The organism is Methylocaldum szegediense (genome assembly GCF_949769195.1).
Classification (GTDB): domain Bacteria; phylum Pseudomonadota; class Gammaproteobacteria; order Methylococcales; family Methylococcaceae; genus Methylocaldum; species Methylocaldum szegediense.
The window spans coordinates 4,702,611-4,721,190 of the sequence record NZ_OX458333.1 but is presented as its reverse complement, the minus strand read 5'-3'; the positions used below and the strand labels follow the sequence as shown (position 1 = coordinate 4,721,190).

Below are 18,580 nucleotides of genomic sequence, written 5' to 3'. Positions count from 1 at the left end.
CGCTTTGGACCGTTTTCACCTTCAGCGAGCTGAACCTACCGAGTCGGCACCTGAGCCACTGCCTACCGCGGCTACCACATCAAATCGTCCGGGATTTTATATTCCGCGTATTCATCGTCGACGTCCTCCGCTTGCTCTGGCGGGTTGAGCAGGACGACCCGGCTTTCGTCCCGCAGCCTGATTTTTTCGGCCACCGCAGACGGCACGATTTCGTAGCGCGATTCCAGGGTGACTATCGCGAGCTTGCCGTCCACCAGGTCTTGATGGACCTCCTTGGAGACATAAAGAGTCTTAACCTTATTGTCATGCGCGAACCGGTGAGCAATGTCGTCTTCTCCCGGCGGGACGCGATTCTCCTCGATCAGCTGTTTGATTTGCGCTGCCAACGCTTTTCGCTCCGCTTCCTTGGCTCTTTCCTGATTGAGCAGGCGGTCGCGCTCGATTTTTGCGGCTTTGGCCTCCAGAGCCGCGCGCTTGTCCTGGTCCTTCGCTGCAGCGTTGCCGTGACGGTTCTGCTTTTACTGTTTCCGCGCTTCCTTGCTGGCTTGTTTGACCTGTTTTTCGTTGACCAGACCCGCTTTCAGAAGCTGATCTCTCAGGGAGTTACTCATAGCCATGACTCCGGTTGCGTCTCAGATTCGGATACCCCATCGTTCAATACACCCCTTCCGCCGGGACGGTCAATCCGTGTCCCGTTTTCCTACGGAAGGCCAGGCGATCAGCAAAGCCAATAAACTCGCGCCCGCCGCCGCCGTATAAACCCAGTGAGGCCCCCACGCCATCCAGAAGTATCCGCTGTAGAGACTGCCCAGCGCTCCGCCCAGGCCGAAACTGAGGGCGCTGTAAAAGGCCTGTCCTTTGCCGTGGTGAGGACCTCGGAAATGTCGATGCACCAAATGAATGGCAGCCACATGGGCCGAGCCGAAACTCGCCGCGTGGAGCAGCTGCGCGGAGAATATCGCCGCAACACTGTCGACGCCCCAGGCAATCAGCAGCCAGCGCACCACGCTGAGGGCGAGGCTGGCCAGAAAGATCCGCCTAAGACTGTAGCGCGCCAATAGCCGGTGCAGAAATGCGAACAGCACGATTTCCGCCAAGACACCGAGCGCCCAGAGCTGGCCGGTCTCGCCGCTGCTGAAGCCATGGTCTCGGAGATAAACCGAGAAGAAGACGTAATAGGGCCCATGTGCGAGTTGTTGCAGCATGCAGGCCAGGAAGAACGCAATGACATCGCCCCGCTTCAGGATGTTCGACAAGGCACTCGATTCCACGCCGTGAGTTTCCTCAGGGCCCTTGGGTACGGTCAGGCTGGTCAGCCACAACCCGCCGAACAGCAACATGATCAACTGCGGCAGACAATCGATGGAAAGCACGCCTTCCAAGGCTTTGCCGATAGCCACGACGGCAGCGATGAAACCGATCGACCCCCACAGCCGCACCCAGCTGTAACGATAAGTGTCGTGATGCAGATGACTGAGCGTGATGGTTTCGAAAAGCGGCAGCATGGCATTCCAGAAAAAACTGAATACCAGCATGACCAGGGCGAATCCTCCGAATCCGTGCAGCGCGAAAACCAGGCTGAAAGCGACTAGGGTGAAGAATCCGGCGAGCCGGACAACCGACAGGGTCCGCCCTGTTCGATCCGCCAGCCATCCCCAAAGGTTCGGAGCGACGACTCTCGTCGCAGCGGTAATGGCGATCAGCTGGCCGATCTCCGCCGCGGAGAATCCCGCATCCTGGAGATAAAGCGCCCAGTACGGCAAAAAGGCGCCCAGCGCCGCGAAATAGAAAAAATAAAAGCCGGACAACCGGCCGTAAGGCACTTTACGCGCCGCGAGCATGGCTGGCGGGAGAACGCTCGGGTTACGGAGCCCTGGATGGAATGGGCGCCAATTCCGTCTTCACGTCCGAATTCTGCGCGCGATGACGCAGGTAATGATCCATCAGTACCAGGGCTGTCATCGCTTCTGCGATGGGCGTCGCCCGAATGCCGACGCAAGGGTCGTGGCGCCCTGTCGTGATCACTTCCACCGGTTCGCCTCTGACGTTCACCGAGCGTCCCGGAAGGCGCAAGCTGGATGTCGGCTTTAGTGCGATACTGGCCACGATATCCTGCCCCGAAGAAATACCGCCCAATATGCCACCCGCATGATTGCTCAAGAAGCCTTGCGGGGTCATCTCGTCGCGAAACTCGGTGCCTTTCGCCTCGATGCAGGCAAAACCGTCGCCGATCTCCACCCCTTTGACGGCGTTGATGCTCATCAAGGCATACGCCAACTCGGCGTCGAGGCGATCGAAAATCGGCTCGCCCCAGCCCGGCGGCACGCCGGTCGCAACAACGTTGATGCGCGCCCCGATGGACTCGCCTTCTTTGCGCAGGGCGTCCATATAGGCTTCCAGTTCCGCGACCTTGTCGGGATCCGGGCAGAAGAATGGATTGTTGTCCACCTCCTCCCAAACCACCCGGTCGATCTTGATCGGGCCGAGCTGGGCGAGATAACCGCGAATCGTGACCCCGACTCGTTCTTTCAGATATTTCTTGGCAATCGCCCCGGCCGCCACCCGCATAGCGGTTTCGCGGGCGGACGAACGCCCGCCGCCGCGATAATCGCGAAAACCATATTTCATGTGATACGTGTAATCCGCATGTCCTGGCCGGAAGCGATCGGCAATCGCGGAATAATCCTTGGAACGCTGATCCACATTCTCGATCAGAAGACCGATCGGTGTGCCCGTGGTACGCCCGTCGAACACCCCGGACAAAATCTTCACCTCGTCCGGCTCGCGGCGCTGCGTGGTATGCCGCGATTTGCCAGGACGCCGTCGCTCCAGCTCCGCCTGAATGTCGGCCTCGGACAACTCCAGTCCCGGCGGGCAGCCATCCACGATACAGCCGATGGCGGGACCGTGGCTTTCGCCGAAGGAGGTGACGGTAAAGAGTTTGCCTAGGGTGTTTCCGGACATGGTAAAAATTTCAAACGTTCTTAAACGAAGAAGCCAAACGGTTCAAATCGCCCCAGCCACCTTAAGTCGCTCCGCCACCGCCTCGGCCAGCATTCGGTATCCGGAACCGTTAGGGTGAACGGCGTCAGACTTGAGCGAGTTGTCGCGAATAATTCTGCTCAGAGTCCCGGTATCAAACGGAATCGAGAATTCCTCGGCGATCTTTGCATAAAACTCGGGTGGCGAGAACATCAGCCCGAACTTAGGTACAGCGATCAGAACCACACCGATCCCACGATCCTTGGCCAGTTTGACCATGGCCCGAATATTGTTCGCCGCCTGTTGCTCGCTCAGGCCGCGCAGAAAATCGTTGGCCCCATGGCACAAAATCAGCAATGCAGGTTGATGTTCGTCCAATACCGCCGGCAGACGTGCGAGACCTTCCGCGCTGGTTTCGCCAGGCACACCCGCATTGATGACTTCCCGTCCGATTATGCCTTGCAGTACCGACGGGTAACTCTGCGCCGAATCGGCGCCGGTTCCAAACGTCAGGCTGTCGCCAAAGGCCAGCACCTTCGCCTCTGCCGGAAGCTTCGGCAGCTTGGCGCCGGAGCCGCAGGCCGCCAGCCCTAAGAGCAGAAAAAACATACCGGCAATTTTGAACTGAACACTCATCGCTTCCCTCTGCTTATATCGTTCATTGGTAACGGACCGACCGCAATGAATCATCGGGACGACCCATCCGGGGTGGCGGCGAAAAAGACGCGCGTTGTGAGTGACGGATGCGATTCGCGTATTCACCGCACGTCAAAAGAATAGTTGCGTCTGAGATTGACGGTTCGCAGAGGTTTCATGAGGGAATGCAATACCGTGCCGGGCACCGGTGGTCTACCGGAACGCCCTTCAACTCGTCTGAAAAATCTCCTTATGCTGGTCGATCTGCTCGGCGGTCAATAGGAATACGCCATCGCCGCCCCGCTCGAACTCAAGCCAGTAAAACGGGACGTCGGGGTAAGCCGATTCCAAGGCTCCCGCGCTGCTGCCGACTTCGACCACGAGAACGCCGTCCGGCTTGAGATGACGATGGGCGTCGCGGAGAATGCGGCGCACGCAATCCAACCCGTCGTTGCCCGCTTCCAGCCCCAGCCTCGGTTCAGCGTGATATTCCGGCGCCAAGCCACGCCACTCGTTCAGGTTAACGTAAGGGGGATTGCTGACGATCAAATCGTAACGCCTGTCATCCAGCCCGGAATAAACGTCCGACTCTATAGCGATCACTCGGTCTTCCAGATGATGCTTCTTGATATTGATGCGCGCGACTTCCAAAGCGTCCAAAGAGATATCGGTGGCATCGACCCGGGCCTCCGGAAAAGCGTAAGCACAAGCGATGGCAATACAGGCACTGCCAGTGCAGAGATCGAGCACATCCTGGACTCGGTCCGGTTCGATCCACGGAGCGAATCGGTTCTCGATCAATTCGGCGATGGGCGAACGCGGTACCAAAACCCTTTCGTCCACGTAGAAGGTCAAACCGGCAAATGACGCCTCCTGGATCAGATACGCCAGAGGCTTGCGCTCGGCAATCCGGCGCTCGATCAGCGCGAGCACGCGCTCCCGCTCGTCCATGGTCAAGGTTGCCGCGAAATAGCCGCTGGGAAGATCGTAAGGTAAGTGCAAGGTGTGCAGCACTAAAGCGGCGGCTTCGTCCAGCGCATTGCTTGTGCCGTGGCCAAAAAATAATCCCGCTTGAGTGAAACGGCTGGCGGCCCAACGAATGTAGTCGCGGATAGTGGTTAAGGTTACGGACGGCTGGGATGATGTCGACATGGCGAAGATTCCGATAGGCCGGCTATTGTAATCGAAAACAGCGCTTATCCGAGGCATAGCGAAAGAAAATCCGGCCTGAATGGTGGACGCGTATCTTCAACGTGGAAACAGCCGTTGGACGTGCCGGCAATGTACAGCGGGCAGATCAGCCAAAAGAACGCGACGATGCTGTGGGAACTCCCCTGCAAAAAGAAACGACGCCGACAGATGGCCTCCCACCGTTCCATCGGGTACGCCCAATCCCCAAGTCGCACGATGTAGCCGAAGCGTATAATGACCATGTCTTGAGTCGGAGAACCGCCATGCTGACACGAAAGCACCAACTGTTGAGCGAAGAAGACTATCTGCAGATGGAATTGGATAGCCCTGTACGTCACGAATACGTGGCCGGCGAGGTGTTCGCCATGACCGGAGCCACGCTTCGCCACAACATCATCGCACTCAACATCGCGACGGCTCTACGTGCACATTTACGGGCAACGCCCTGCCGTGTATTCATGGCCGATGTCAGAGTGCGGGTGGAAAAAGCCAATGCACACTATTACCCGGACGTTCTGGTGAGCTGCGGCCCCAGCGTGCAGAAAATCGACTTACAAACGTACGCTGTCGAGGACCCGATATTGGTTGTCGAGGTCCTATCCAACTATACAGAAGCCACAGATAGACGGGAGAAACTTCTGGCTTACCGCACCTTGACTTCTCTCAAAGAATACGTGCTCGTCAGCCAGAACGAGGCGCGGGTCGAAATCCACCGTCGCGCATCTGAATCCTGCTGGGAATACATCGAATATTCCGGGCTCGAAACCGTGGAATTCGCCTCGGTGGATTTAAAGCTGGATATGCGTGAAATCTACGAGGGTGTGCCTCTAGACGCTCTGACACTGGACCCGACGAGAACCTAACGCGTCCTTATTGCGGCTCGTGGACGATATGGGATTTGCCGCCAACGCACCGTCAAGGATAAAGGCCGATGCTTCTGAGTCCAGCTGTTTCGTCCAGGCCGAACATCAGGTTCATGTTTTGCACCGCCTGACCGGCTGCGCCTTTCACCAAATTGTCGATAACCGACAGAATCACCACCGTATTGCCGTCCAAAGGCCTATGAACAGCAATTTGACAGCGGTTCACGCCGCGCACGTTGCGTGTATCGGGATGTGAACCCGGCGGCAGAATGTCGACGAACGGTTCGCCCCGATAACGCTCCTCGAACAGCGTCTGCAAATCACCATACCCGGCGTTCAGCTCCGCGTAAACCGTGGCATGAATACCCCGAATCATGGGAATCAAATGAGGCACGAAGGTCAGCTCGACCGTCCGCCCGGCAACCTGTTCCAGCCCTTGCTTGATTTCTGGCCAATGACGATGGCCCTTTACGCTGTAAGCCTTGAGGCTTTCCCCCGTTTCGCTCATCAACATGGGGATTTCCGCTTTGCGCCCGGCACCACTGACACCGGACTTCACGTCGGCGATGATGCGGTCTAGCCGTATCACACCCGACTCCACCAGAGGCAGCAAAGCCAATTGAACCGAGGTGGGATAACACCCCGGACAAGCAATCAAGCGCGCCGATCGAATGAGCGCCCGATTCACTTCCGGGAGTCCATAAACGGCTTCTTCCAGAAGGTGCGGAGAGACATGCGGCTCGCCATACCAACGCGCCCACACAGCGGGGTCCTTGAGACGAAAATCGGCAGACAGGTCGATGACCTTGATGTCCCGAGCCAACAAATCCCCGGCCATGCGCATCGCGGTGCCGTTGGGCGTCGCGAAAAACACCAGGTCGCAACCGATCAAGGCATCGACGGAGGGCTCGACGAAAACCGCATCGACAAAACCCCGCAGGTTCGGATAGAGCTCGTCCACCCGCTTTCCGACATCCGAGCGCGAGGTCACGGCGACGATCGCGGCCTCGGAATGAAGCGCGAGAATCCGCAGCAATTCGACGCCCGTATAACCGGTGCCGCCGACGATGCCGACTCGGATCATGTTTCGCTCTCTCGCTCGAAATGGGCTAGCCGTCGCTCAAAAACGTCACAACGACTCACGAGCCACCTGACTTCTTGACACCGGGTGCTGCTTGGTCGGGCCGGACATTGGCGGCAACTTGTTTCGAATAAGCTTCGACACTGACCTTCAATTTCTGTCCCGGCTTGAACGTCACCACGCGGCGTGCCGTAATCGGAATTTCCTCGCCGGTCTTCGGATTTCTGCCCGGCCGCTCGTTCTTGTCGCGAAGATCGAAATTGCCGAACCCGGACAGCTTCACGGAATTCCCCTGTGCCAGCGCGGCTTTGATCTCTTCGAAAAACTGGTCGACCAGATTCTTCGCGTCCCGTTTGTTAATGCCGTGGTTTTCGAAAAGCCTCTCAACCATATCTGCTTTGGTCAGTGCCATCGTCTCAGTCTCTCAACCTAGCATTGAACTCTTCGCTCAGACGCGCCAAAACGCTTCCTACCGTTTCCTCGACTCTGGCATCGGTCAGCGTATCGGCCTCGTCCTGCAACACCAAACCGAGGGCGACGCTCTTCTTGCCGGGTTCGACCCCTGGTCCTTGGTAGACGTCGAACACCACCACTTGTCGCAGAATAGGACTATCGACAGCCTTCACACATGCGACCAAACGATCGACCATGACGGTCTCGTCGATGATGACCGCAATATCCCGGCGCACCTGCGGGAACTTCGATATACCGCGGAAGATCGGAATCCGTCTCCCGAGCAATACGTCTTGGTCCAGTTCGAAAAGAAATACGTTCTGCTCGAAGCCCAATTGCTTTTCCAAGCGTGGATGCAACATTCCGATCCAACCGAGCCGTTCGTCACCGAGTCGGATTTCCGCCGATTGACCGGGATGAAGCGCCGGATGAGCGGCAGGGACAAATGCCAAATCCGCTTCCCGACCGGTCAGCTTGACCATGCCTTCCACGTCGGCCTTGACATCGTAAAAGTCTACCGCGCGGAGCGCTTCTCCCCATTGCTCCTCGTGGACGGCCCCCATCGCGAGCCCCGCCAAGGATTTCCGCTGCTCGATCTCGGTGCTGCGTCGCGCAAAGCGCAGACCGGCTTCGAACAAGCGTATTCGACTCTGTTGGCGGAACGTGTTCTTCAGAGCAGCATCCAGTAACCCGCACCAAAGGCTGGTACGCATCACCGCCATATCCGATGAAATCGGATTCTGCAGGACCAGAAAGGGAATCTCGGGCTCGATCAGCGCTTGCCGAGCTTCGTCGACAAAGCTATAGGTAATTGCTTCCTGATAACCGCGATCGACCAGAAGGTTCTTCACACGGTCGAGATCGAGGAATTTTTCCGAAACCGGCCGCATGGCTGTCGCCATGACCGGGTGTCGACGCGGCAACGATTCGTAACCGTAAACCCTACCGAGTTCCTCGATAAGATCGGCCTCTATGGCAATATCGAAACGAAACCCGGGAGGCGTCACGATCCAGCCTTCCGGGTGATCCGTCAGATTCAGTCCGAGCCGTTCGAGAATCTCGACCACTTTGAGCCGTTCGATATTCACACCGAGCAGCCGGCTAATCCGCTCGTAACGCAGCAGAATAGGCGCGCGCTGCGGCAGATGCGAGGGGCTCGTCGCTTCGACGATGGTTCCGGCTTCTCCTCCAGCGATGGCTAGAATGAGTTCACTGGCTCGCTCGATGGCGCGTGTCTGCAACTCGGGATCGACCCCTCTCTCGAAGCGATGGGACGATTCGGTATTCAATCCGTAACGCCGAGCCTTGCCCATGATCACGTTCGGCGTGAAAAACGCGCATTCGAGAAAAATGTCGGTAGTCCCGTCACTCACTGCGGAGTCGCTGCCGCCCATGATGCCTGCCAGTGCCAGCGCTTTGCGCTGATCGGCAATGACCAAGACATCAGAATCGAGCGCAATCTCCTCGCCGTTCAGGAGTGCCAGCTTCTCGCCTGCCTCCGCGTAGCGGACATGGATACCCCCTTCCAGCTTGGCAGCGTCGAAAGCGTGCAAGGGCTGCCCCATTTCCAACAGAACGTAGTTGGTAACGTCCACTACCGCATCCAGAGAGCGGATACCGGCACGACGCAAACGTTCGCGCATCCAGAGCGGAGTCTGAGCCGTACGCGACACACCTTTGATCAACCGCCCAAGATAGCGCGGGCAAGCTTCGGGCGCTGATACGCTGACCGGGAACGTTTCCGGGCTTGTTACGGGAACGGGCGAAACTCCCCGTGCCTTCCAGTCCAGCGCGTTGAGCGACGCCACTTCGCGTGCGATACCCTCTACGCTCAGACAGTCTGCTCGGTTCGGCGTCAGATCGACCTCGATGATACAATCGTCCAGCTGCAAATAATCCCGAACATCGGCTCCCACCGGAGCATCGGGAGGTAATTCCATCAGTCCGGTTTGAGGGTCGTCGATACCGAGTTCCTTGGCGGAACACAGCATGCCGAACGACGCCACACCGCGGAGCTCTGATTTCCGTATAGTCACATCGCCGGGCAAACGGGCGCCCTCGACGGCCAATGGCACTCGCATCCCGGCCCGCACATTGGGTGCTCCGCAGACGATTTGCAGCGGCTCCCCGGAACCGCTGTTCACGAGACAAACCCGCAGCCGGTCGGCTTGCGGATGCGGCGAAACTTCGAGCACTTCGGCCACGACAACACCGCTAAACGCCGCAGCAGCGGGTTCAACACTGTCGACCTCAAGACCCGCCATTGTCAACTGGTGAACCAGAGTTTTAGTGTCTATCGGCGGATTGACGTATTCTCGTAGCCAAGCTTCGCTGAAGCGCATCGGAAAGACCGTAGGTTGTTCTTAAAATGCTGCGAATTGTGCGAGGAATCTGAGATCGTTTTCGAAGAACAGCCTAAGATCGTTAATCCCGTAACGCAGCATCGCGAGCCGCTCCACGCCCAGACCGAAAGCGAATCCGGTATAGCGTTCCGGATCGATCTTGACGAACTCGAAGACTCGCGGATGAATCATTCCGCAGCCCATCACCTCTAGCCAGCCGCTCTGTTTGCAGACGCGACAGCCTTCGCCTCCGCAGATTACACACTCGATATCGACTTCCGCGGACGGTTCAGTAAACGGGAAATAGGACGGGCGGAACCGTACCTGGATGTCCTTTTCAAAGAACAAGGTCAGAAACTCGTAGAGTATGCCCTTAAGATCGGCAAAACTGACGTCTCGATCGACGACAAATCCTTCCACCTGATGGAACATCGGGGTATGGGTCAGATCGGAATCGCAGCGATAGACGCGGCCCGGCGCGATAACCCGCAGCGGTGGATTCTGCGTTTCCATGATCCGCACCTGCACCGGCGAAGTGTGGGTACGCAAGAGGGTGTGCTCGTCGAAATAAAAGGTGTCGTGCATCGCCCGTGCTGGATGGTGGGCGGGTATGTTCAGGGCCTCGAAGTTGTGATAGTCGTCTTCCACTTCTGGGCCCTCGACGATGTCGAACCCGACATTCTTGAAGAGCTGGCTGATACGCCGCAAGGTCAAGGTGACCGGATGGAGTCCGCCGGTGCGCTGCCCGCGTCCCGGCAGAGTAACATCGATGGTTTCCCGCTGGAGACGCTCTTCCAGCTCTATCGCTTCCAAAGCGCTCTTCCGCGCCTCCAGATCAGCTAGAAGCTGGTCCTTGGCCCGATTGATCCAGGCTCCAATTTCCCGCCGCTGTTCCGCCGGAAGTGTACCGAGCGATTTCATGCGCTCGGTAAATACACCCTTCTTCCCGAGAAAATGCACCCGCACTTGGTCGAGTTTTCCGAGCGTATCGGCCTCCGCCACTTCTTTTCTGGCCTGCACGAGTAGCTCTTCAAGGGGTGTGCTCACAGCCTTGCTCGTCTGGACAACGGTTTTGAAATAAAGAACGGGAAAAACCCTGAACGAGTCTTTCCCGTGAAGATCAGTGTCGCCTAACCTCGGGCGATCTTAGCCAATTCGGCGAACGCTTCTTTGTCGCGAACTGCCAAATCCGCCAGAACTTTACGGTCGATTTCGACGGAGGCCTTTTTCAGACCATCCATAAAACGGCTGTAGGACAGTCCAAACTCGCGCGCGGCCGCATTGATTCTTACGATCCAAAGGGCCCGGAACTGGCGCTTCCTCTGTCTACGATCCCGATAAGCATATTGGCCGGCTTTGATCACGGCCTGCTTGGCCACGCGATAAACTCGGCTACGGGCGCCGTAATAACCTTTCGCTTGCTTGAGAACCTTTTTGTGCCGGGCTCTTGCAGTGACGCCCCGTTTTACTCTAGGCATGAGCTTCTCTCTCGATGGGCAAGAAAAAATCAGCTATAGGGCAGCAAGCGAGCCGCACTCCGCACATCCGAGGCATGCAAGGCGGCGGGATTGCGCAATTGCCGCTTTCTCTTGGTACTCTTCTTGGTCAGAATGTGACGTCGGTGCGAATGACTGCACTTGAAACCGCCAGACGCCGTACGCTTGAAGCGTTTCGCCGCGCCGCGGTTGGTTTTCAATTTAGGCATTTAAATCTCCTAATCAATTCAAGATTTTTTCTTTTTCGGCGCAAGCGTCATGCTCAGCTGTCTGCCTTCCATCTTCGGAAACTGCTCCACCACCGCGTATTCAACGAGATCCGTTTCGATTCGTTTCAGGAGGTCCATCCCCAGTTCGCGGTGCGCCAATTCCCTACCGCGAAACCGAACGGTGACTTTTGCCTTATCGCCGTCCGACAGAAAGCGGATGAGACTGCGCAGCTTGACCTTGTAATCGCCCTCGTCCGTACCCGGACGGAACTTGATTTCCTTGACATGAATCTGCTTTTGCTTTTTCTTGGCCGCCTGCAGCTTTTTGTTCTGTTCGAAACGGAATTTACCATAGTCCATTACCCGACAGACCGGCGGATCGGCTGCCGGCGAAATTTCGACCAGATCTAAATCTGCCTCATACGCGATTTGCTTGGCCTCTCTACTCGATACGACCCCTATCTGATTACCGTCAGGTCCGATCAACCTGACAATAGGCGCCGTGATCTCTTCATTCAGGCGGGGCTCTTTTCTTTCAGCAGTGATACCCTATTCCTCCAAACGCGATTAGTGAAAAGCAGCACGACTAGCCACTTCGTCAGCAAACTTTCGAATCAAATCCGGCAAGCTAAACCCACCCAGATCCTGGCCTTTTTGTGTGCGGACAGAAACGGTGCGGGAATTCAGCTCTTTGTCGCCGACGATCAACAAATAGGGCACGCGCTGCAAGCTATGTTCGCGAATTTTAAAGCCTATCTTCTCGTTTCTCAAGTCGGTCTTTACCCGGAAGCCTTGTTTTACAAGCTCCGCGGCCAGTTCAGCCGCATACTCGGCCTGATTTCCCGTAATATTGAGCACCACCGCCTGCACCGGCGCCAGCCAAAGCGGGAAATACCCTGCATAATGCTCGATGAGAATACCGATGAAGCGCTCCATCGAACCCACGATCGCCCTGTGCAACATAACCGGCGTATGACGGGCATTGTCCTCGCCCACGTATTCGGCACCCAAACGTCCCGGCATCATGAAGTCCACCTGAATGGTACCGCACTGCCACACCCGACCGATTGCATCTTTCAGCGCGAATTCGATCTTGGGACCGTAAAAAGCCCCCTCCCCCGGTTGCAATTCGTAGTCGATGCCTTGCGCCGCCAGAGCCGCCGCCAACGCCCCTTCAGCCTTGTCCCAAATACTGTCGTCGCCGAGCCGTTTGGGCGGACGCGTAGACAGCTTGTACTGAATATCGTCAAACCCGAAATCGGCATACACCCTCCGCAAGGTGTCTATGAACGCAACGACTTCGCCTTCGATTTGATCCTCGGTACAAAAGATGTGACCATCGTCCTGACTGAAACCGCGCACACGCATAAGCCCGTGCAAGGTGCCGGAAGGTTCATTGCGGTGACAGGAACCGAACTCTCCGTACCGAATCGGCAATTCGCGATAACTATGTAGATGCTGCTTGAAGACCTGGATGTGGCCCGGGCAGTTCATCGGCTTCACCGCGTACTCTCTATTCTCAGAGGAGGTGAAGAACATATTGTCGTGAAAATTATCCCAATGGCCCGATGCCTTCCAAAGGCTGACGTCCAGAATCTGAGGACAGCGGATTTCCTGATACCCGTTCTCGCGAAACACCCGGCGCATATATTGCTCGACCTGCTGATAGAGCGCCCAGCCGTTGGGGTGCCAGAACACCATGCCTGGAGCCTCTTCCTGAGTGTGGAACAGGTCCAGAAGCTTGCCGATTTTGCGATGGTCGCGCTTTTCCGCCTCTTCCACACGGTGCAAATAGGCGTCCAAATCCTTTTGATCGGCCCAGGCGGTTCCGTAGATTCGCTGGAGCATGGCATTGCGCGCATCCCCCCGCCAATACGCGCCCGCAACTTTCATGAGCTTGAACACCCTGAGCTTTCCGGTATCGGGTACGTGAGGGCCGCGACAAAGATCGGTAAAATCACCCTGTGAATAAAGGGAGATTTGCTCGTCCGGTGGTATTTCCTCGATGATTTCCGCCTTATAGTGCTCGCCCTGGTCGCGGAAAAATTTGATCGCATCCTCTCGAGGCACCACCTGCCGCTTGATTGGAATGGCCTTTGCCGCTAATTCTGCCATCTTTTTCTCGATCGCCTTCAGATCTTCCGGCGTGAAAGGGCGTTCGAAGGCGAAATCATAATAAAACCCGTTTTCCACTACCGGACCGATCGTCACCTGCGCGCTCGGATACAAAGCCTTGACGGCCTGAGCGAGCAGATGCGCAGTCGAATGACGAATGACCTCCAACCCAGCCTCATCCTTGCCGGTTACGATCTCCACCGAAGCATCGCCTTCGACAACATACGACAAATCGACCAGTTTGCCGTCGACCCGTCCGGCCAACGCCGCTTTCGCCAGCCCCGGACCAATAGATTGCGCCACCTCCATTAGCGTTACGGGGTGATCGAATGCACGAGCGGAACCATCTGGGAGACGTATCACGGGCATCGGAGAGACCTCTTCAACAAAAAAAGCATCGACCAGCGATGCTTTTCGGAATTGGTAGGCGCGATTGGACTTGAACCAACGACCCCCACCATGTCAAGGTGGTGCTCTAACCAACTGAGCTACGCGCCTAAATCAAGAGCCGTAATTATAGAGCGTTTTTGTCTTTGATCAAAGCCTTTCATTCTCACGAGCCGCAGCCAAGAATTTTGGCGGTCGCTGCTGGCGAATGCGTTATGATGGTGTCCATCGTGAATTCGTCGGGAACAGCTCTGTCCAAATATATATATATGGAGAGTGTTTCCGTCGGGGTGATAAATTATGGCTATGTCACCGATCGAAACTTTGAGCGCCGCCCCCTTGTCTAATCAATTAAACTGGTGCCGATGGCTCGTGATATGGATAACGCTGTTGAGCGTAGCCGGGTGTTCGACCAGTCCCTTTTCGAAATCCGTTCGAACGGTAACCAAAAAGCAGCCGTCCTTTTATGAAATTATTGCTCGCCCCGAAGCCTACAAAGGCAGGACGGTTATGCTGGGCGGCGTAATCGTCCAGACCACCAACCGACCGCAGTTCACCGAGATCGAGGTCGTACAGAAACCGTTGGACCGCTCGGACCGACCGGAAGACGTGGACACGTCTGCCGGACGCTTCCTAATTCGCTGCAACCGATTCCTGGACTCGGCGGTTTATGCAAAAGGACGCGAGGTGACTGTTGCCGGAGAAGTTCAAGGCAAGGAAACCAAGCCTCTCGATCAAATCAACTACACTTATCCGGTAATCGGCTGCAAGGAAATTCATCTATGGGCCACCCGGCCAACCTATGTCTACTATCCTATGCCGTATTGGTACGATCCATGGTGGCGCGGCTGGCCTGGCTATTATCCGTATTGGTACCCTTACTGGTGAAACTCATTCACCCCAAGAGCCTGAAGCATTACAGTGAAAGCATTTCGGATCTCAAAAAAGGACTTCCGATCCGGTTCTACGATATTCTCGGCTCGCACTCTCGGCTTTGCCGCCGTATTATGCGTAACCATGCTACAAATCGGCGGCTGCGGAACAGTCTTGTCCCGAACGACCATGGATCAAGTCGATCCCTACATTTCACCGCAAGCTGTTCTGAATAACCCGAAACCGTTTATAGGCCAAACCATTCTCGTAGGCGGAACCATTCTCAGCGCCAAGAATTTACGGGAAGGCACGTTAATCGAAGTTTTGACCTATCCCACCAACAGACGCGGCGAACCCAAATTGGACGAGCCCGCCCTGGGCCGGTTTTTACTGCTGCATCCGGGCTATTTGGATACGCTCATCTATCAAGAAGGCCGACGCATCGTAGCCGCCGGGCGGATTGCCGGGGAGCGTAGCATGGAAGCCGATGAAACCGGCCGTACATTTCCGCTATTGACCCCGCTGGAGGTGAAATTACTACCCGACTACGAAACTGGGCCTCGCTTCGGCATCGGCTTGGGTGTAGGTTTCGGCTTTTGAGAGGTAACAACAGTTTTTCACCCACACAATAATCGGGCATCAGAGGACCGATCGGAAAACACGCAGATTGAAAATCCGATTTTTCCAACAGAAAATTGAATTTGAGCGTCTTGCCGATATGCCCGCTCTAACGCGCTTTGCGCGAGTTTTAGGGAAAATCTCGCAACCACTTAGCGATCTTGTTAACACTTTTCCTGAATTTTCGACAACACAATGATTGACGGATTACTCGATTTCCCCTGGTGGGGACTCATTGCTTTCACGCTCGCGGTGACTCACATCACCATCGCCAGCGTCACGATCTTCCTTCATCGCCACCAAGCGCATCGCGCTTTGGACCTTCATCCGGCGGTGAGCCACTTCTTTCGCTTCTGGCTCTGGCTGACGACCGGGATGACCACCAAAGCTTGGGTCGCCATTCATCGTAAGCATCACGCCAAATGCGAGACACCCGAGGACCCACATAGCCCACGGGTGTTTGGCATAAAAAAAGTATTGTGGGAGGGTGCAGAACTCTATCAGGCTGAAGCCGCCAATCCAGAAACCTTGGAACAATACGGCTACGGCACCCCAGATGACTGGCTCGAGCGCAAGCTTTACACACCTTATCCAAGTCTGGGCGTCGTGCTTATGTTTCTCATCGACGTCGCGCTGTTCGGCTTTTTCGGCATCACCGTTTGGGCCGTGCAAATGCTTTGGATCCCCTTCTGGGCGGCAGGCGTAATCAATGGGCTTGGACATTATTTCGGTTATCGCAATTTCGAAACCCGAGACGCCTCCACCAACCTGTTCCCGCTGGGCTTACTTATCGGCGGCGAGGAACTTCACAATAATCATCATGCCTATCCGTCTTCGGCACGGCTGTCCTCCCGCTGGTGGGAACTGGACATCGGCTGGGTCTACATTCGCCTGATGGAATTGCTGAAGTTGGCAAAGGTTCGCCGGATTGCGCCAAAAATCTGCATTCTTCCTGACAAGAACCTGATCGACCTGGCAACGATACAGGCCGTCATGCGCAATCGATTCCACGTACTGGCATTGTATGGCCGTAACGTCGTGCTTCCGGTACTGCGACAAGAATTGCGGACAGCCCTCCCGGCATACCGGCGTTTGCTCCGCGATGCGAAACCGCTCCTGATTCGAGAAGATATACAGCTCGATGAGGCCGCTACACATACCCTCGATCGAGCGCTGGGTTTGAGCCAGGCGCTTCATACCGTCTATCGTTTCAAGGAGGACTTGAAACAGCTTTGGGCTAACTCCTCGATCAGCTATGAAGCACGCATACAATCGCTCAGGGAGTGGTGCCAGCGAGCAAAAGACACGGGCATCCAAGCACTTGAGGATTTTGCCGATTTACTGCACGGCTATACCATCGCAAATCGGCTGTCCGTCAGCTACGTACCTACTGTCTAAGTTGGCACCGCATAGCTTCTCAAGTGACTAGGCGGATAGGAATGCCCAAAAATGAGCTGTGGCAAAAACGGGCAAAGGAATCAAGCCCGTTCCCACGGCTTTCCATTTGCGCGTCGAGACTGATTGAATAGACGGTAGGTTGGAAGCCGGCAGAGCCTGCTGAACCTTCGACAAGCTCAAAGCGAACCAGCTGAAATAGCTCGAACTCAGTCAGACAGACAATCCATAAAAAAGCCCCATCCAAAGATGGGGCTTTCTCGCACTTAGAGGCTTAAACGATCGGTCGGCGTCGGCGTTACATCATGTCGCCCATGCCGCCCATTCCACCCATGCCGCCCGGCATCGGCGCCTCTTCCTTCGGCTCCTCGGCGATCATCGCCTCGGTGGTGATCATGAGTCCTGCCACGGAAGCAGCGTTCTGCAATGCGGTACGAGTCACCTTTGCCGGGTCCAAAATACCCATGGCGACCATGTCACCGAATTCGCCGGTAGCTGCGTTGTAACCGAAATTGCCAGAACCCTCGGCTACCTTGTTCAGAATTACGGACGATTCCTCGCCGGCATTGGCCACAATCTGGCGCAACGGTTCTTCCATAGCGCGGCGAGCGATGCTAATTCCGACATCCTGATCGTGGTTCGCCCCTTTCAGATCCTTGATTTTCTGAAGCGCGCGGATCAGAGCCACGCCACCTCCCGGCACGATGCCTTCCTCGACCGCGGCTCGGGTCGCATGCAGGGCGTCCTCAACGCGAGCTTTCTTTTCCTTCATCTCGACTTCGGTAGCCGCACCGACTTTGATCACCGCAACACCGCCGGCTAGTTTGGCCAGGCGTTCCTGCAGCTTTTCGCGATCGTAATCCGACGTTGTCTCTTCGATCTGTTTCCGGATCTGGGCGATACGTCCCTGGATCTTTTCCTTAGCGCCAGCGCCATCGATGATCGTGGTTTCCTCCTTGCTGACCTGCACCTTCTTGGCGTTGCCCAAATCGTTCAGGGTTGCCTTTTCGAGGCTCAGGCCGACTTCTTCGGAAATCACGGTACCACCGGTCAAGATGGCGATGTCTTCCAGCATGGCTTTACGGCGATCACCGAAACCAGGCGCTTTGACCGCGCAGACCTTGATGATGCCGCGCATGTTGTTAACAACCAGGGTCGCGAGCGCTTCGCCCTCGACGTCCTCAGCGATAACCAGCAGCGGCCGGCCGGCCTTAGCGACACCTTCGAGCACCGGCAACATGTCGCGGATATTGGAAATTTTTTTCTCGCAGATAAGAATCAGCGGGTTTTCCAGTTCCGCGCTCATGCTTTGCTGATTGTTGATGAAGTACGGCGACAGATAGCCGCGGTCGAACTGCATGCCTTCAACAACCTCTAGGCTGTTCTCGAGGCCTGAGCCTTCTTCGACCGTGATCACGCCTTCTTTGCCCACTTTGTCCATGGCTTCCGCGATAATCTTGCCGATACTCTCATCCGAATTGGCGGAAATGGTGCCGACCTGAGCGATGGCATTGCTGTCGGTGCAAGGAACCGACATCTCGCGGATGGCATCTACGGCGGCGTTAACCGCCTTGTCAATGCCGCGCTTCAAGTCCATGGGATTCATCCCGGCCGCAACAGCCTTCAAACCCTCGACCAAAATCGACTGTGCCAGCACGGTAGCGGTGGTGGTACCGTCGCCCGCGACATCGGAGGTCTGCGATGCGACTTCCTTCACCATCTGAGCGCCCATGTTCTCGAATTTATCGGAGAGTTCGATGTCTTTCGCCACTGATACGCCGTCCTTGGTGACGGTCGGCGCCCCGAAGCTCTTTTCGAGCACTACATTGCGGCCTTTCGGACCTAAGGTTACTTTCACCGCCTGTGCCAAAATATTGACCCCGCGAACCATGCGGGTCCGAGCATCATCGCCGAATCTTACGTCTTTCGCTGCCATTAC

At 56.2% G+C, this 18,580-nt stretch carries 17 protein-coding genes, 1 tRNA gene and 1 pseudogene; 4 read left to right on the top strand and 15 right to left on the bottom strand.

All coding sequences use genetic code 11. From position 1 onward, the window contains the following. Positions 1 to 71: 71 nt before the first annotated feature. The 5 genes and pseudogenes from QEN43_RS20765 to prmB all read right to left on the bottom strand — a co-directional run bounded on the left by QEN43_RS20765 (position 72) and on the right by prmB (position 4,770). Positions 72 to 611: pseudogene (locus QEN43_RS20765) on the bottom strand (DUF2058 domain-containing protein). A 69-nt stretch (positions 612 to 680) separates the two neighbouring features. Then, positions 681 to 1,841 (bottom strand): MFS transporter, encoded by a 1,161-nt coding sequence (locus tag QEN43_RS20760; protein ID WP_202901059.1) that lies wholly within the window; start codon positions 1,839 to 1,841, stop codon positions 681 to 683. 22 nt (positions 1,842 to 1,863) lie between these two features. Further along, on the bottom strand, positions 1,864 to 2,964 hold the full coding sequence (aroC, locus tag QEN43_RS20755) for a chorismate synthase (protein ID WP_026608742.1): 1,101 nt from the start codon (positions 2,962 to 2,964) through the stop codon (positions 1,864 to 1,866). Positions 2,965 to 3,006: 42 nt separating this feature from the next. Further along, positions 3,007 to 3,618 (bottom strand): arylesterase, encoded by a 612-nt coding sequence (locus tag QEN43_RS20750; protein ID WP_026608741.1) that lies wholly within the window; start codon positions 3,616 to 3,618, stop codon positions 3,007 to 3,009. A gap of 228 nt (positions 3,619 to 3,846) precedes the next feature. After that, positions 3,847 to 4,770, bottom strand: a complete 924-nt coding sequence (gene prmB / locus QEN43_RS20745; RefSeq protein ID WP_026608740.1) for a 50S ribosomal protein L3 N(5)-glutamine methyltransferase — start codon at positions 4,768 to 4,770, stop codon at positions 3,847 to 3,849. A gap of 302 nt (positions 4,771 to 5,072) precedes the next feature. On the opposite strand from prmB, the gene QEN43_RS20740 reads away from it, so the two are divergent. Beyond that, complete coding sequence (locus QEN43_RS20740; protein WP_026608738.1) at positions 5,073 to 5,672, top strand: Uma2 family endonuclease; 600 nt, start codon at positions 5,073 to 5,075, stop codon at positions 5,670 to 5,672. A gap of 52 nt (positions 5,673 to 5,724) precedes the next feature. On the opposite strand, the gene argC is transcribed toward QEN43_RS20740, so the two are convergent. From argC to QEN43_RS20695, 9 genes are all read right to left on the bottom strand, one after another. Continuing rightward, on the bottom strand, positions 5,725 to 6,756 hold the full coding sequence (gene argC, locus QEN43_RS20735) for an N-acetyl-gamma-glutamyl-phosphate reductase (protein WP_317963561.1): 1,032 nt from the start codon (positions 6,754 to 6,756) through the stop codon (positions 5,725 to 5,727). Between the two features lie 55 nt (positions 6,757 to 6,811). Then, the gene (locus QEN43_RS20730) at positions 6,812 to 7,165 is read right to left on the bottom strand and encodes an integration host factor subunit alpha (protein ID WP_051331362.1); all 354 of its coding nucleotides are present in this window, start codon (positions 7,163 to 7,165) and stop codon (positions 6,812 to 6,814) included. Positions 7,166 to 7,169: 4 nt separating this feature from the next. Then, entirely contained in the window at positions 7,170 to 9,548 is a 2,379-nt protein-coding gene (gene pheT / locus QEN43_RS20725; RefSeq protein ID WP_026608736.1) for a phenylalanine--tRNA ligase subunit beta, read from the bottom strand. 21 nt (positions 9,549 to 9,569) lie between these two features. Further along, positions 9,570 to 10,595, bottom strand: a complete 1,026-nt coding sequence (gene pheS / locus QEN43_RS20720) for a phenylalanine--tRNA ligase subunit alpha (RefSeq protein WP_026608735.1) — start codon at positions 10,593 to 10,595, stop codon at positions 9,570 to 9,572. 83 nt (positions 10,596 to 10,678) lie between these two features. After that, complete coding sequence (gene rplT / locus QEN43_RS20715) at positions 10,679 to 11,026, bottom strand: 50S ribosomal protein L20 (RefSeq protein WP_026608734.1); 348 nt, start codon at positions 11,024 to 11,026, stop codon at positions 10,679 to 10,681. A 29-nt stretch (positions 11,027 to 11,055) separates the two neighbouring features. After that, entirely contained in the window at positions 11,056 to 11,253 is a 198-nt protein-coding gene (gene rpmI / locus QEN43_RS20710) for a 50S ribosomal protein L35 (protein WP_026608733.1), read from the bottom strand. Between the two features lie 18 nt (positions 11,254 to 11,271). After that, entirely contained in the window at positions 11,272 to 11,799 is a 528-nt protein-coding gene (gene infC, locus QEN43_RS20705; RefSeq protein ID WP_036267614.1) for a translation initiation factor IF-3, read from the bottom strand. A 21-nt stretch (positions 11,800 to 11,820) separates the two neighbouring features. After that, entirely contained in the window at positions 11,821 to 13,737 is a 1,917-nt protein-coding gene (thrS, locus tag QEN43_RS20700) for a threonine--tRNA ligase (RefSeq protein ID WP_026608731.1), read from the bottom strand. Between the two features lie 52 nt (positions 13,738 to 13,789). Further along, positions 13,790 to 13,866 (bottom strand) — tRNA-Val (locus tag QEN43_RS20695). Between the two features lie 189 nt (positions 13,867 to 14,055). On the opposite strand from QEN43_RS20695, the gene QEN43_RS20690 reads away from it, so the two are divergent. The 3 genes from QEN43_RS20690 (at position 14,056) to QEN43_RS20680 (ending at position 16,644) form a co-directional block, all read left to right on the top strand. After that, positions 14,056 to 14,643 (top strand): Slp family lipoprotein, encoded by a 588-nt coding sequence (locus tag QEN43_RS20690; protein WP_156912605.1) that lies wholly within the window; start codon positions 14,056 to 14,058, stop codon positions 14,641 to 14,643. Between the two features lie 129 nt (positions 14,644 to 14,772). Next, on the top strand, positions 14,773 to 15,228 hold the full coding sequence (locus QEN43_RS20685) for a Slp family lipoprotein (RefSeq protein WP_051331360.1): 456 nt from the start codon (positions 14,773 to 14,775) through the stop codon (positions 15,226 to 15,228). A gap of 213 nt (positions 15,229 to 15,441) precedes the next feature. After that, the gene (locus QEN43_RS20680; RefSeq protein WP_036267612.1) at positions 15,442 to 16,644 is read left to right on the top strand and encodes a DesA family fatty acid desaturase; all 1,203 of its coding nucleotides are present in this window, start codon (positions 15,442 to 15,444) and stop codon (positions 16,642 to 16,644) included. Between the two features lie 295 nt (positions 16,645 to 16,939). Here the strand turns inward: QEN43_RS20680 and groL are convergent, their stop codons facing one another. Next, positions 16,940 to 18,577, bottom strand: a complete 1,638-nt coding sequence (gene groL, locus QEN43_RS20675; RefSeq protein WP_026608728.1) for a chaperonin GroEL — start codon at positions 18,575 to 18,577, stop codon at positions 16,940 to 16,942. Between the last annotated feature and the right edge of the window lie 3 nt (positions 18,578 to 18,580).